We start from the raw sequence: 13,139 nt of genomic DNA on the forward strand, positions 1-13,139 counted from the left end.
ACATTGATATCCATCATTGATGATTGATTTAGAATTGAATAAAGAGCGGATAATCAATGCAAAATAATTATGTGTTACGCAGTGTGCGTTATATGTTAGATCTTAGCGATGGTCATATTGTTGATATAATGAAACTGGCGGATTTCACCGCGACTAAAGAGCAAGTCAATCAGTGGTTAAAAAAAGACGATGATCCTGCCTTTGTTGAGTGTGATGATATGGCCTTGGGACATTTTTTAAATGGGCTTATCTTTTATCGTCGTGGTAAAGATGAAAAATATCCTACTCCAGAAGTCGAAAAACGGATAACCAACAATATTCTTTTAAAGAAATTACGTGTTGCCTTTGAATTAAAAGACATGGATATGATTAACATTTATGAACTAGCGGATTTTCGCGTTTCTAAGCCTGAACTTAGCGCGATATTTCGTAAGCCAGGACATAAAAACTACCGTAACTGTGGCGATCAACTGGTGAGATACTTTCTGAAAGGGTTAACTGAAACCTTACGTGGCAAAGGTAAAGCGGTGAAGAAATAAAATTAGAGTATTTTATGCTATAAAATTATCTAGTTACTGAATGATACCCCAAAATTGATTTTCTGATTTGGGGTATTTTTTTATGGTATTAACTGGCAAATGAATAAATTTATTGCTAATGTAGTATTACTAAGTAATACAATGTAGGAAGGGTTTATGGCACGAGTAACGAGTGTAACTTTAGGTGAACACTTCAATGATTTTGTGGGCTCAATGATTAATTCAGGGCGTTATGGAAATACCTCTGAGGTTATTAGAGATGCTTTGCGTATGATGGAAATCAGAGAAGAACGACTCCAATTGGTTCGTAAAATGGTACTAGATGGTGTGAATTCACTAGAAAGTAAAAATGACATGGATGATATTTTTGCAAGAGCTGAAAAGGACTTAAATGTATAAACTTTCTCAATTAGCAGAAGAAGATATTTATCAAATTGCTCGTTATACTATTCAACAATTTGGAGTAACTCAGGCAAAAAAATATCATAATGATTTAAAACAGACATTTGAGCTACTAGCTAAAGCACCTTGGATTGGACGAGAATGTAATTGGGTGTGTGATGGTATGAGACGATTTGAGTTTAAAAAACATTCAATTTATTATCTACCAAAAAATGATAACTTATTTATTACTCGCCTTATTCATCATTCAATTGATGTTGATTTTGTTGATTTTCCTAAATAAATATTTCATTACTTATTACCAAATATATTGTCCAGTCATATATCCTTTAGTGCTGATATAGCATTATTGGATACCTTATCTCCCTTTTCTTGTTTTGATTTTCTCTTTTTTATCATTCACTCGCGAAATTATTTACTATAACCGTAATTCAATAAAGTATTAGTTTGCTTTGTTAATAGGTTTTTTGTTTTTGTTTCAATTTTGTTTCATTTTTATTTCTATTGTGAAATTTAATTACACTACAAGCAAAATAAAGGTGATTTTTCGCACAAAATAAGTGGTCTGATCAGTAGTAAAATTTCATCAAATGAGGTAAAATTTCAGCATCAATTCATTTTATGCAGGAGAACACTATGCCAGCTTATAACGAATACACTAAAAAACATGTTTTAGCCCGTCGTACTGGTGCGGTAGCGCTAGGTATTGTGGCATTTCCTGTTATGGTTTTTCATCCTAAACGCGCTCAGTTTTATAGCTATTTACATCGTGTATGGTCTAAAACAAGCAATAAGCCAGTTTGGTTAGCTAAATCAGAAATGGCATTAACTAGCCATAAATAACAGAAAATTCCATTTAACGCCTGTTGAAACAGGCGTTATCTTTTAACCCTTCGCCAAACCCTTTTTAACGTGTTATCACATGTATTTTTCACTGTTCTATTTATTCTCTTATTTTAAGTTACAATAAAGGTTATTCACTTTGAGAAGTGCTAATTAATCTATTGTTATTTATCACACATGTACACTATGCACTGTGGCGCCGTGATAACAAGGAGAAACAGGATATGAAAAATACTGATCTAGAATTAATTATTAATGAAAAGCTAAGTATTGAGAATTTTCACGACTACGCACCTAATGGTCTTCAAGTAGAAGGGCGCCCTCATATTCAAAAAATAGTGACAGGAGTAACGGCTTGCCAAGCTTTACTTGATGAAGCGGTACGTTTAAATGCAGATGCTGTATTAGTTCACCATGGTTATTTTTGGAAGAATGAGCCAGTTGTTATCCGTTCAATGAAACGCAATCGCTTAAAAACCCTACTATGTAATGATCTCAATCTATATGGTTATCACTTACCTTTAGATGCCCATCCTATTTTAGGTAACAACGCTCAATTAGCGTTAAAAATGGGCGTAAGAGTTGAGGGTGAGATCGAGCCTTTAGTGCCGAAAGGGATTTTTGATCTACCTGTCACAGCCAATGAATTAAAAACACGACTCGAAAAAGCCTTACAGCGTAATGTGCTTCACTGTGGTGACAATGCACCAGATGTTATTCGCCATATTGCTTGGTGTACTGGTGGAGGACAAGGATTTATTCAACAGGCGGCAGAGCAAGGTGTTGATGCATTTGTAACAGGAGAAGTCTCAGAGCAGACGATTCATATAGCAAGAGAAATGGGCGTGCATTTTTTCGCTGCTGGGCATCATGCCACCGAGCGTTATGGTATTAAATCATTAGGTGAATGGTTAGCACAAACTCACCATTTAGATGTTACTTTTGTCGATATTGATAATCCAGCTTAAGATTTTTATTCTCTATATTTTATCTCCCTTATTTATTTGGATTAATAAGGGAGATAAAATGATCACCGCTAATGAGCGTTTTATTTAACCTTTTGGTGCGAAAAAGAGAGTAACAAAGCACCTATACTACAAATCAGCAAGGTAATCGCTAAACTTTGTCCCCATCCAGCCAGTGCTAAACCACCACCAATAAGTAAATAGTAGAATAAACCTAATAGTGCCCCCGCTGTGCCTAAGCGATCTTTATATTGCGCTAAAGCCGTCGCTAAGATATTTGGAATAGCAATGCCATAGGCAACGACACTTGTCATCATTGGAATAATAAAACTAATGTGATTGCGCAATAAATAAACACCTACAGCACTAATTACTGCAATAATACTTGCAAGTAATACTAATTTCTCACATTGCCAATGATGGCTTAATAATGCTTTATTAATGTAAGAACCGATACCGACACCTATTGCTAATACAATACCACTATAGCCAAAAATACTTGCACTATAACCTTGATTATCAAACATAAAAGGTGCTAGTTGGTAATAAGCAAATAGACTGATATTAAAAAAAGCAATTAAAAGTATAGTCTTGGCAATTTGCTTATCTTTCAGCATTTTTATCGCTGTTTCCCCTAGTGGTGCGGTTTTTATTGTTGCAGGGCGACTTTCTGGTAATGCAATAGTACTCCACAGCAATAAAACGACGGCGAGAAGAGCAAGGCCACTAAATACCCCTTGATAACCTGCATAGCTCACCAGTAAAGAACCACTTAACATACCAATAGCCGGACTTAATGCGATTGCCGCTCCCATAACGGAAAATACTTTGGCTAATTCTTCACCACTATAAACATCACGCATAATAGTTTGTGTTCCTACAGAGCCAACTGCAGCACCAAAAGCAGAAAGCATACGTAATATCAGTAATACAGAAAAATTATCGGTCATAAAGACACCAATACAAGCAATGGCATAAATAAATAACCCTGCTAACATTGTTGGGCGCCGGCCAATGACATCACATAAACGACCCCATATAATGACACCGAGTGCAAAAGCAAAAAAGTAGAGCGAAAGTGTTTGCCCTGCTTCATTAGCACTGACTCTAAAACCATTTGAAATATCAGTAAGTGCTGGGCTATAAATGGTTTCTGCAATTTGTGGAAACATCATTAACGCAATTGCTAACCATAGAGAGAGTTTTCTGTTCATTCTTTGTTTTCCTAAAGCTTGATACTTTGATGACAGAATACAGTGATAATAATTGTCTTGTTATATATATAAAGACATAATATTTACCAAATAGGACAAGTGATGGCTTGGCTTAATCAATACGACCACTTTGTGCCAGAAGAACACCTTGCATCAGTTGTGGGTATTGCTGCAGAGATGGGAAAACATGATTCAGGTTTTCACTCACATGATAGGGGGCAGTTACTGTTTACTCAATCGGGTTGTATGAGAATTACTTTAGCCTCTCGTGTATCTGTTTTGCCACCCATGAGAATTGCCTGGATCCCGCCAAAACTGGAACACCGAGTCGAGATGTATGCGGCTGTAGGTTATCGTTCAGTTTATATTGCCGATAAATTTCATCATCGTTTCCCAACTGAAAGCGAAATATTAACTATTTCACCTTTACTTAGAGAGATATTAGAACGTATTGCCATTGCTGATTTTGACACCCAGTGGGAAGTAGGGCGGTATGCAAATTTATTAGCTGTTTTTTTAGATGAAATTCAGCAAGCTAAACGTCAACCTAATCATTTATCAATGCCCAGTGATAGACGGTTAAGAAAATTGTCTTTTGATGAATTACCTCCGCCACTACAAGAATTAGCACAATATATTGGCGCTAGTGAAAAAACCATTACTCGATTATTTTATAAAGAAACAGGATTAAGCTATCAACAATGGCGTCAGCAATGGCGATTAATGAAAGCGATAGAGCTATTAGCCACACATCATCGTTATTTAGAAATTAGTCAATTATTAGGGTTTGCCAGCGATAGTGCCTTTATCACTTTTTTTAAAAAAATGACCGGGCAAACACCACAAGAGTATTTAAGAAATTGATCCATACTAATAGCATAAAGCCCCGTAAAAACGGGGCTTAGCCAGTCAATAAATCGTGTTTAAATCGATTTATTTATTTTTAAGTTCACTATGGAATTTCCGCTCGTTATAGCCAGTATATAACTGACGAGGACGTGCAATTTTCAGTCCATCTTCATGCATTTCATTCCAGTGAGCAATCCAACCGATAGTACGTGCAATAGCGAAAATGACCGTAAACATATTTGATGGAATACCTAGCGCTTTTAGAATAATACCTGAATAGAAATCGACGTTAGGATAGAGTTTTTTCTCAATAAAATACGGGTCATTTAAGGCGATGCGTTCTAATTCCATTGCCACTTCAAGTAAACTGTCATTGAGATTCAGTTCTTTTAATACTTCGTGACAAGTTTCGCGCATGACTGTTGCACGCGGATCGTAGTTTTTATATACACGGTGACCAAAGCCCATTAAACGGAAAGAGTCATTCTTGTCTTTTGCGCGTTTAATAAATTCAGGAATATGTTCAACGGTTTTGATCTCTTCCAACATACGTAAACAAGCTTCGTTAGCACCACCATGAGCAGGTCCCCATAGTGAAGCAATACCCGCAGCAATACAGGCAAATGGATTTGCACCTGAAGAGCCTGCAGTACGTACAGTAGATGTTGAAGCATTTTGTTCATGGTCGGCATGAAGAATAAAGATCCTATCCATCGCACGTTCAAGAACTGGGTTAACCACGTACTCCTCACAAGGTGTGGCAAACATCATATGTAGGAAGTTACCTGCATAAGACAGATCGTTTCTTGGATAAACAAAAGGTTGTCCTATGGAGTACTTGTAACACATTGCGGCTACAGTAGGCATCTTAGACAGTAAACGATATGCTGTGATATCACGGTGAACTGGATTAGAGACATCAAGCGCATCATGGTAAAAGGCAGCTAAAGCTCCTGTCACACCACAAAGTACAGCCATCGGGTGTGAGTCACGACGGAAACCATGGAACAGGCGGGTGATTTGCTCATGGATCATGGTATGGCGAGTGACGGTTGTTTTAAATTTATCGTATTGCTCTTGGGTCGGTGCTTCGCCATAAAGCAGGATATAACATACTTCTAAGTAGGTTGACTCAGTGGCTAATTGCCCAATTGGGAAACCGCGGTGCAGTAAAATCCCGTTATTACCGTCGATATAGGTAATTTTCGATTCACAAGATGCCGTTGAGGTAAAGCCTGGATCATAGGTGTAATAACCTTTGGAGCCGAGAGTACGAATATCAATGACTTTGGAACCGAGTGTAGGGGAGAGAACGTCCAAGTCCACAGAAGTTTCACCAATCGTTAACTTAGCTTTGTTATCAGCCATTTATAATCTCCTTAGCGCTTATTATGTCTCCTAACAAAGTCGAGGGTATCTTCATAAAGATGCACTTCGATAGTGAAACTATAGTTGATAAAAAGTACCTAGCGAGTTTTATTTTATGGCTTAACACGAGTAAAACCGTAGGTCTATAGTGTGTCACTTTTGTTAAGGAGCTTTTGATGTTATGTTTTTTAGGTGCTTTTTTATGCAAGGCACTTAGAATGTGTTCTGCTTACACTTTTACATAAGTTTTCGATTTCTGGAAGCGTGTTTGCGCACAAAAAAAACATAAACATTAAAAATATGCACCAAATGTAAGAAAAATGTTGTACATGTGTCAAAAATGATAACGATTATTACATTGGATGTTTGAAAAAGTGATCCCTCTCACTGTTCGAACCAAATGTCTAGCACACAAGTTGTGTGGTAATTGTAATAAGTTTGTGAAGCACTTATACTGCGCCCAGGTCTCCGGAACCTTTGTTGTATGGAGAACCAGCGTAACGAATCCACAATTTTTGTAAAATAGACGGATTTAACATTTTACTTAAAGTGTGCCTTTGTACCCCATTCGCTGCTTAATTTCCATCCAGGTCCGGAGGAAGGAAAAATTATAAAAGCTGTGTGGGCATAAATTGTGAAAAAACAAAGACCTGTCAATCTGGATTTACAGACGATACAGTTTCCACTCCCTGCTATCGCATCGATCTTGCATCGTGTCTCAGGGGTTATCATGTTAGTCGCAGTTGGTATTTTACTGTGGTTACTTGGCACCTCTCTCTCATCTCCCGAAGGTTTTCAGCAAGCCGCTGATATCATGACTGGCTTCTTCGCGAAGTTTATTTTATGGGGCATCCTAACAGCATTGGCATATCACATTTGTGGTGGTATTCGTCATATGTTAATGGACTTCGGCTTTATTGATGAAACATTGGTTGTTGGTCGTCGTTCTGCGGCAATTTCAATGATTATTACCGTTATTTTATCAATATTGGCGGGGGTATTAGTATGGTAAGTAATCCTTCTACTTTAGGCCGTACAGGCATACAGGATTGGTTATTCCTACGTGCAACTGCCATCATTATTTTCTTATATGTTTTATATTTTGTTGGTTTTGTTGCAACAACTGATATTACCTATGAAGTTTGGCGTGGATTCTTTAGCTCCTCTCTAACCAAAGTTTTTACCCTATTAACGCTACTTTCTATTCTAATTCATGCATGGATTGGAATGTGGCAAGTGTTAACGGACTATATTAAGCCAATAGCATTACGTTTGACGTTACAACTTATTATTGTCGTTGCGCTGTTGGTTTATCTTATTTATGGAACAATTGTGGTGTGGGGTGTGTAATGAATCTGCCAGTTAGAGAATTTGACGCAGTTGTAATTGGTGCTGGTGGTGCAGGTATGCGCGCCGCTTTACAGATTTCTCAAATGGGTCTGTCATGTGCACTAATCTCAAAAGTTTTTCCTACTCGTTCTCATACTGTTTCCGCTCAAGGTGGTATTACAGTTGCTTTAGGCAATACCCATGAGGATAACTGGGAATGGCATATGTACGATACTGTTAAAGGTTCCGACTATATCGGTGACCAAGATGCTATCGAATATATGTGTAAAACCGGTCCAGAAGCTATTTTAGAGCTGGAACATATGGGACTTCCTTTCTCTCGTCTTGATGATGGACGGATATACCAACGCCCATTTGGTGGTCAGTCGAAAAATTTTGGTGGTGAACAAGCTGCCCGTACTGCTGCCGCTGCTGACCGTACAGGCCATGCACTATTACATACTTTGTATCAACAAAATTTAAAAAATCATACCACTATCTTTTCTGAATGGTATTCGCTGGATTTAGTTAAAAACCAAGACGGTGATGTTGTTGGTTGTACCGCTATTTGCATTGAAACAGGTGAAGTTGTTTATTTTAAAGCCAATGCCACCATTTTAGCGACAGGTGGTGCGGGGCGTATTTACCAATCAACAACTAATGCGCATATCAATACGGGTGATGGTGTTGGTATGGCAGTTCGTGCGGGTGTGCCTTTACAAGATATGGAAATGTGGCAATTCCACCCAACAGGTATCGCAGGGGCTGGGGTGTTAGTGACGGAAGGTTGCCGTGGTGAAGGTGGCTATCTACTGAATAAAGACGGCGAACGCTTTATGGAACGTTATGCACCAAATGCTAAAGATTTAGCAGGTCGTGACGTGGTTGCACGTTCTATTATGATTGAAATCCGTGAAGGCCGTGGTTGCGATGGACCATGGGGACCTCATGCCAAACTGAAACTCGACCACTTAGGTAAAGAAGTATTGGAATCTCGTCTGCCGGGTATCCTTGATCTCTCTCGTACCTTTGCTCATGTTGACCCAGTTAAAGAACCTATTCCGGTTATTCCTACTTGTCACTATATGATGGGGGGGATCCCAACTAAAGTTACCGGACAAGCTATTCGCATGAATGAGAAAGGCGAAGATGAAGTGATCCCAGGATTATTTGCTGTGGGTGAAATTGCTTGTGTATCTGTCCATGGTGCTAACCGATTAGGTGGTAACTCACTGCTTGACCTTGTGGTATTTGGTCGTTCTGCGGGTGTTCACTTAAAAGAGTCTTTGATGGAGCAGGGCACGATGCGTGATGCCAGCGATTCTGATGTTGAAGCTGCATTAACACGCTTACATCGTTGGGAAAATAATCGTTCAGGCGAAGATCCGGTTGAGATCCGTAAAGCATTACAATCTTGTATGCAACATAACTTCTCGGTCTTCCGTGAAGGGGATGCAATGGCGAAGGGCTTAGAAGAGCTGAAAGTGATCCGTGAACGCCTGCAAAATGCCCGACTCGATGATAATTCAAGTGAATTTAATACACAGCGTATTGAGTGCTTAGAGTTAGATAACTTGATGGAAACAGCTTATGCCACAGCGGTATCTGCTAATTTCCGTACGGAAAGTCGTGGTGCACATAGCCGTTTCGATTTCCCTGATCGTGATGATGAAAACTGGTTATGCCATACATTATATCAACCGCAAACCGAAACAATGACACGACGTAAAGTCAATATGCAGCCGAAACTGCGTGAGGCTTTCCCTCCAAAAGTGCGTACATATTAATTAGCGGTGTTATTGAAGTTGCGGAGACTGAATTATGAAACTTGAATTTTCAATTTATCGTTATAATCCCGACGTTGATAATGCGCCGCGTATGCAAGATTACACGCTTGAAGTACCCGAAGGGCGTGACATGATGTTGCTAGATGCATTAATTCAATTAAAGGAAAAAGATCCTACATTATCATTCCGTCGTTCTTGCCGTGAAGGTGTATGTGGCTCCGATGGAGTGAACATGAATGGTAAAAATGGTTTGGCATGTATCACACCTATTTCATCTTTACAGAAAGGAAGTAAGAAAATTGTGATCAGACCGTTACCAGGTCTACCGGTTATTCGTGATTTAATAGTGGATATGACTCAATTCTATACGCAGTACGAGAAGATCCGTCCTTATGTGATTAACGACGACAAAAATCCTCCGGCTCGTGAGAATCTACAGTCACCAGAACAACGTGAAAAACTTGACGGACTTTATGAGTGTATTCTTTGTGCTTGTTGTTCAACATCTTGCCCGTCATTCTGGTGGAATCCAGATAAGTTTATCGGACCTGCTGGACTGTTAGCAGCGTATCGTTTCTTGATTGATAGTCGTGATACTGAAACAGAATCTCGTCTTGATGATTTAAGTGATGCGTTTAGTGTATTCCGTTGTCACGGTATTATGAACTGTGTCAGCGTATGTCCAAAAGGGTTAAATCCGACTAAAGCGATTGGTCATATTAAATCAATGTTGCTAAAACATAGTGCATAAATTAATAACCGCCCTAAAATAGTTAGGGCGGTTAATGAAAAAATTAAGTTAGACGTTTGCAATAAGTAGTCTGTGTATTTGTATAAGTTTGTCTTGATAGCGGTTTTTGGAGGCACCTTTAAACACTGTTAGACAGTATTTAAAGGTTCCTTGAGAGTGAAAAACTCCAATATTTTAAGAACCTGCGAGATAGCGGGTCATAAGAGAACCTTGCAATCGACACCGTTTAATAACGGTACTAGTTATCCACGGCGAACTAAAGCTGTATAGCTTAAGGGATCATAATGCAGAACGGCGCAATGAAGGACTGGCTAGATTCCACATTTCTAGCAGGAGAGAATCAGTCTTACATAGAAGAAATCTATGAAGATTACCTAACTGACCCAAACTCTGTTGACGAAAGTTGGAGAGAAATCTTTCAACAACTACCCGTAAGTCAAGGCGCAGAACAGTCGCATTCTCAAACCCGCGACTACTTCAGACGCCTCGCAAAAGAATCCACTCGATATCATACCTCGGTAAGCGATCCTGCAATGGACTCAAAACAAGTTAAAGTTTTGCAGCTCATTAATGCGTTTCGTTTTCGTGGTCATCAAAATGCTAATCTCGATCCGCTTGGTTTATGGAAAAGAGAATCTGTTCCAGATTTAGATCCTGCTTTCCATAATCTCACCAAAGAAGATTTTGAAGAAACCTTTAATGTTGGTTCTTTTGCTATCGGCAAAGAAACCATGAAACTCGGTGATATCTATGAAGCACTGAAACGTATTTACTGCGGTTCTATCGGTGCTGAATATATGCATATTACCAATACAGAAGAAAAACGTTGGATCCAACAACGTTTAGAATCTGTCAATGTTGCAGACCAATTTACTAAAGAAGAGAAAATTCGCTTTTTAGCAGAACTGACTGCAGCTGAAGGGTTAGAACGTTACTTAGGGGCTAAATTCCCAGGAGCAAAACGTTTCTCTTTAGAAGGTGGGGATGCTCTGATCCCAATGTTAAAAGACTTAATTCGTCATGCAGGGAAACAAGATACCCGTGAAGTGGTACTTGGCATGGCTCACCGCGGACGTTTAAACGTTCTGGTTAATATTTTAGGGAAAAAACCGGCAGATTTATTTGATGAATTTGCGGGTATACACAAAGAGCATTTGGGAACTGGTGACGTTAAATATCACCAAGGCTTTTCATCTGATTTTGCAACAGAAGGTGCTCAAGTTCACCTTGCTTTAGCCTTTAACCCATCTCACTTAGAAATTGTGAGTCCGGTTGTTATCGGTTCTGTCCGTGCTCGTCGTGACCGCTTAGATGAAGCGCGCAGTAATATGGTTCTTCCGATCACTATTCATGGTGACGCAGCAGTGACAGGGCAAGGTGTTGTTCAAGAAACACTGAACATGTCACAAGCTCGCGGTTATGAAGTTGGTGGTACGGTTCGTATCGTTATTAATAACCAAGTTGGTTTTACCACATCAAATCCTAAAGATGCCCGTTCAACAGAATACTGCACTGATATTGTGAAAATGGTTCAAGCGCCTATTTTCCACGTAAATGCAGATGATCCTGAAGCGGTAGCTTTCGTCACCCGTTTAGCGTTGGATTTCCGTAATACCTTTAAGCGTGATGTGATGATTGACCTTGTTTGTTATCGTCGTCATGGACATAACGAGGCGGATGAGCCAAATGCAACTCAGCCATTGATGTATCAAAAAATCAAAAAACATCCAACACCTCGTAAGATCTATGCTGATAAGTTAGTAGAGCAAGGTTTAATCGAAGCTAATGATGTTACTGAGTTAGTTAATCTCTATCGTGATGCTCTCGATCGTGGTGATTGTGTCGTTGAAGAGTATCGTCCTATGGGGCTACATTCTTATACATGGGAACCTTACTTAAACCATGAATGGAATGAAGAGTATCCGCATAAAGTCGAAAAATCACGCTTACAAGATTTAGCGCGCCGTGTCAGCACAGTACCTTCTGAAATCGCAATGCAATCTCGCGTCGAGAAAATTTATGCCGATCGTGCTGTTATGGCTGAAGGCGAAAAATTACTCGATTGGGGGGCGGCTGAAACCTTAGCGTATGCCACTTTAGTGGATCAAGGTATTACTATTCGCCTCTCTGGTGAAGATGCAGGCCGTGGCACATTCTTCCATCGTCACGCGGTTATTCACAATCAAACCAATGGTTCAGTTTATGTACCATTAGCCAATATTCATAACGCCCAAGGTCAATTTAATGTTTGGGATTCTGTCTTAACAGAAGAAGCGGTATTAGCATTTGAATATGGTTATGCCACTACTGAGCCTCGCGGGCTGACTATTTGGGAAGCGCAATTTGGTGACTTTGCTAACGTAGCACAAGTGGTTATCGACCAATTTATTAGCTCTGGTGAGCAAAAATGGGGTCGTATGTGTGGCTTAGTCATGCTGTTACCTCATGGTTATGAAGGCCAAGGTCCAGAGCACTCATCTGCACGTTTGGAACGCTATCTGCAATTATGTGCAGAGCAAAACATGCAAGTTTGTGTGCCTTCCACACCGGCGCAGGTTTACCATATGTTACGTCGCCAAGCGTTACGTGGTATGCGTCGCCCATTAATCGTTATGTCACCTAAATCACTGTTACGTCATCCATTAGCAGTATCAAGCTTAGATGAATTAGCGGATGGTAAATTCTTACCTGTAATTGGTGAGTTAGATGAATTAAATCCAGCGGGTGTGAAACGTGTCGTGATGTGTTCAGGGAAAGTTTACTACGATTTATTAGAACAACGTCGTGCTAATGGGCAAACAGATGTTGCGATTATTCGTATTGAACAGCTATATCCATTCCCTCATGATGATATGGCACAGATTTTGGCACCTTATGCTCATGTGAAAGATTTTATTTGGTGTCAAGAAGAACCGTTAAATCAGGGCGCTTGGTATTGTAGTCAGCATAACTTCCGTGATGCTATTCCTACTGGCGCAACATTACGTTATGCAGGTCGTCCTGCATCAGCTTCTCCAGCTGTTGGTTATACCTCTGTTCATCAGGAGCAACAAAAAGCTCTGGTTGAAGATGCACTGAAAGTTGAATAAATA

The 13,139-nt window shown here is 39.5% G+C and carries 13 protein-coding genes; 11 read left to right on the top strand and 2 right to left on the bottom strand.

Annotation, left to right across the window (positions count from 1 at the left end):
• Positions 1–56 precede the first annotated feature (56 nt).
• The 5 genes from GWI58_RS11830 (at position 57) to GWI58_RS11850 (ending at position 2,752) form a co-directional block, all read left to right on the top strand.
• Complete coding sequence (locus GWI58_RS11830; RefSeq protein WP_063109013.1) at positions 57–539, top strand: DUF1456 family protein; 483 nt, start codon at positions 57–59, stop codon at positions 537–539.
• 156 nt (positions 540–695) lie between these two features.
• A complete protein-coding gene (locus tag GWI58_RS11835) occupies positions 696–938 on the top strand; it encodes a type II toxin-antitoxin system ParD family antitoxin (RefSeq protein ID WP_004244397.1) in 243 nt (80 codons plus the stop codon).
• Entirely contained in the window at positions 931–1,224 is a 294-nt protein-coding gene (locus GWI58_RS11840) for a type II toxin-antitoxin system RelE/ParE family toxin (protein ID WP_161769194.1), read from the top strand. Before GWI58_RS11835 ends, GWI58_RS11840 begins: the two co-directional genes overlap by 8 nt.
• 353 nt (positions 1,225–1,577) lie before the next feature.
• Positions 1,578–1,784: a YbfA family protein gene (locus GWI58_RS11845; RefSeq protein WP_004247539.1), complete on the top strand. Its 207-nt coding sequence runs from the start codon at positions 1,578–1,580 to the stop codon at positions 1,782–1,784.
• Positions 1,785–2,008: 224 nt separating this feature from the next.
• Positions 2,009–2,752 (top strand): type 2 GTP cyclohydrolase I, encoded by a 744-nt coding sequence (locus GWI58_RS11850; protein ID WP_094959914.1) that lies wholly within the window; start codon positions 2,009–2,011, stop codon positions 2,750–2,752.
• Between the two features lie 80 nt (positions 2,753–2,832).
• Here GWI58_RS11850 and GWI58_RS11855 read toward each other — a convergent pair whose 3' ends face one another.
• Positions 2,833–3,963 carry a multidrug effflux MFS transporter gene (locus GWI58_RS11855; protein ID WP_110229840.1) on the bottom strand — a complete coding sequence of 377 codons (1,131 nt, stop codon included), beginning with the start codon at positions 3,961–3,963 and terminating at the stop codon, positions 2,833–2,835.
• A 102-nt stretch (positions 3,964–4,065) separates the two neighbouring features.
• Here GWI58_RS11855 and GWI58_RS11860 point away from each other — a divergent pair, with 102 nt between their 5' ends.
• Positions 4,066–4,827, top strand: coding sequence for an AraC family transcriptional regulator (locus GWI58_RS11860; RefSeq protein ID WP_004244408.1), 762 nt, complete (start codon positions 4,066–4,068; stop codon positions 4,825–4,827).
• 69 nt (positions 4,828–4,896) lie between these two features.
• Here the strand turns inward: GWI58_RS11860 and GWI58_RS11865 are convergent, their stop codons facing one another.
• Complete coding sequence (locus GWI58_RS11865; RefSeq protein ID WP_004244410.1) at positions 4,897–6,180, bottom strand: citrate synthase; 1,284 nt, start codon at positions 6,178–6,180, stop codon at positions 4,897–4,899.
• A 631-nt stretch (positions 6,181–6,811) separates the two neighbouring features.
• Between GWI58_RS11865 and sdhC the strand changes: the two genes are divergently transcribed.
• From sdhC to sucA, 5 genes are all read left to right on the top strand, one after another.
• On the top strand, positions 6,812–7,192 hold the full coding sequence (gene sdhC / locus GWI58_RS11870) for a succinate dehydrogenase cytochrome b556 subunit (protein ID WP_123059542.1): 381 nt from the start codon (positions 6,812–6,814) through the stop codon (positions 7,190–7,192).
• Entirely contained in the window at positions 7,186–7,530 is a 345-nt protein-coding gene (sdhD, locus tag GWI58_RS11875; RefSeq protein ID WP_161769195.1) for a succinate dehydrogenase membrane anchor subunit, read from the top strand. The genes sdhC and sdhD overlap by 7 nt, the downstream gene beginning before the upstream one ends.
• On the top strand, positions 7,530–9,296 hold the full coding sequence (sdhA, locus tag GWI58_RS11880; protein ID WP_004244416.1) for a succinate dehydrogenase flavoprotein subunit: 1,767 nt from the start codon (positions 7,530–7,532) through the stop codon (positions 9,294–9,296). Before sdhD ends, sdhA begins: the two co-directional genes overlap by 1 nt.
• Before the next feature lie 34 nt (positions 9,297–9,330).
• The gene (locus GWI58_RS11885; RefSeq protein ID WP_004244417.1) at positions 9,331–10,047 is read left to right on the top strand and encodes a succinate dehydrogenase iron-sulfur subunit; all 717 of its coding nucleotides are present in this window, start codon (positions 9,331–9,333) and stop codon (positions 10,045–10,047) included.
• A gap of 284 nt (positions 10,048–10,331) precedes the next feature.
• Positions 10,332–13,136: a 2-oxoglutarate dehydrogenase E1 component gene (gene sucA, locus GWI58_RS11890; protein ID WP_094959912.1), complete on the top strand. Its 2,805-nt coding sequence runs from the start codon at positions 10,332–10,334 to the stop codon at positions 13,134–13,136.
• Positions 13,137–13,139: the final 3 nt, after the last annotated feature.

This window comes from Proteus sp. G2674 (assembly GCF_009915195.1).
GTDB lineage: Bacteria > Pseudomonadota > Gammaproteobacteria > Enterobacterales > Enterobacteriaceae > Proteus > Proteus mirabilis.

Coding starts and splice junctions, on each gene's coding strand:
- GWI58_RS11830 (WP_063109013.1), top strand. CDS start 57: ATGCAAAATAATTATGTGTTACGCAGTGTGCGTTATATGTTAGATCTT.
- GWI58_RS11835 (WP_004244397.1), top strand. CDS start 696: ATGGCACGAGTAACGAGTGTAACTTTAGGTGAACACTTCAATGATTTT.
- GWI58_RS11840 (WP_161769194.1), top strand. CDS start 931: ATGTATAAACTTTCTCAATTAGCAGAAGAAGATATTTATCAAATTGCT.
- GWI58_RS11845 (WP_004247539.1), top strand. CDS start 1,578: ATGCCAGCTTATAACGAATACACTAAAAAACATGTTTTAGCCCGTCGT.
- GWI58_RS11850 (WP_094959914.1), top strand. CDS start 2,009: ATGAAAAATACTGATCTAGAATTAATTATTAATGAAAAGCTAAGTATT.
- GWI58_RS11855 (WP_110229840.1), bottom strand. CDS start 3,963: ATGAACAGAAAACTCTCTCTATGGTTAGCAATTGCGTTAATGATGTTT.
- GWI58_RS11860 (WP_004244408.1), top strand. CDS start 4,066: ATGGCTTGGCTTAATCAATACGACCACTTTGTGCCAGAAGAACACCTT.
- GWI58_RS11865 (WP_004244410.1), bottom strand. CDS start 6,180: ATGGCTGATAACAAAGCTAAGTTAACGATTGGTGAAACTTCTGTGGAC.
- sdhD (WP_161769195.1), top strand. CDS start 7,186: ATGGTAAGTAATCCTTCTACTTTAGGCCGTACAGGCATACAGGATTGG.
- sdhA (WP_004244416.1), top strand. CDS start 7,530: ATGAATCTGCCAGTTAGAGAATTTGACGCAGTTGTAATTGGTGCTGGT.
- GWI58_RS11885 (WP_004244417.1), top strand. CDS start 9,331: ATGAAACTTGAATTTTCAATTTATCGTTATAATCCCGACGTTGATAAT.
- sucA (WP_094959912.1), top strand. CDS start 10,332: ATGCAGAACGGCGCAATGAAGGACTGGCTAGATTCCACATTTCTAGCA.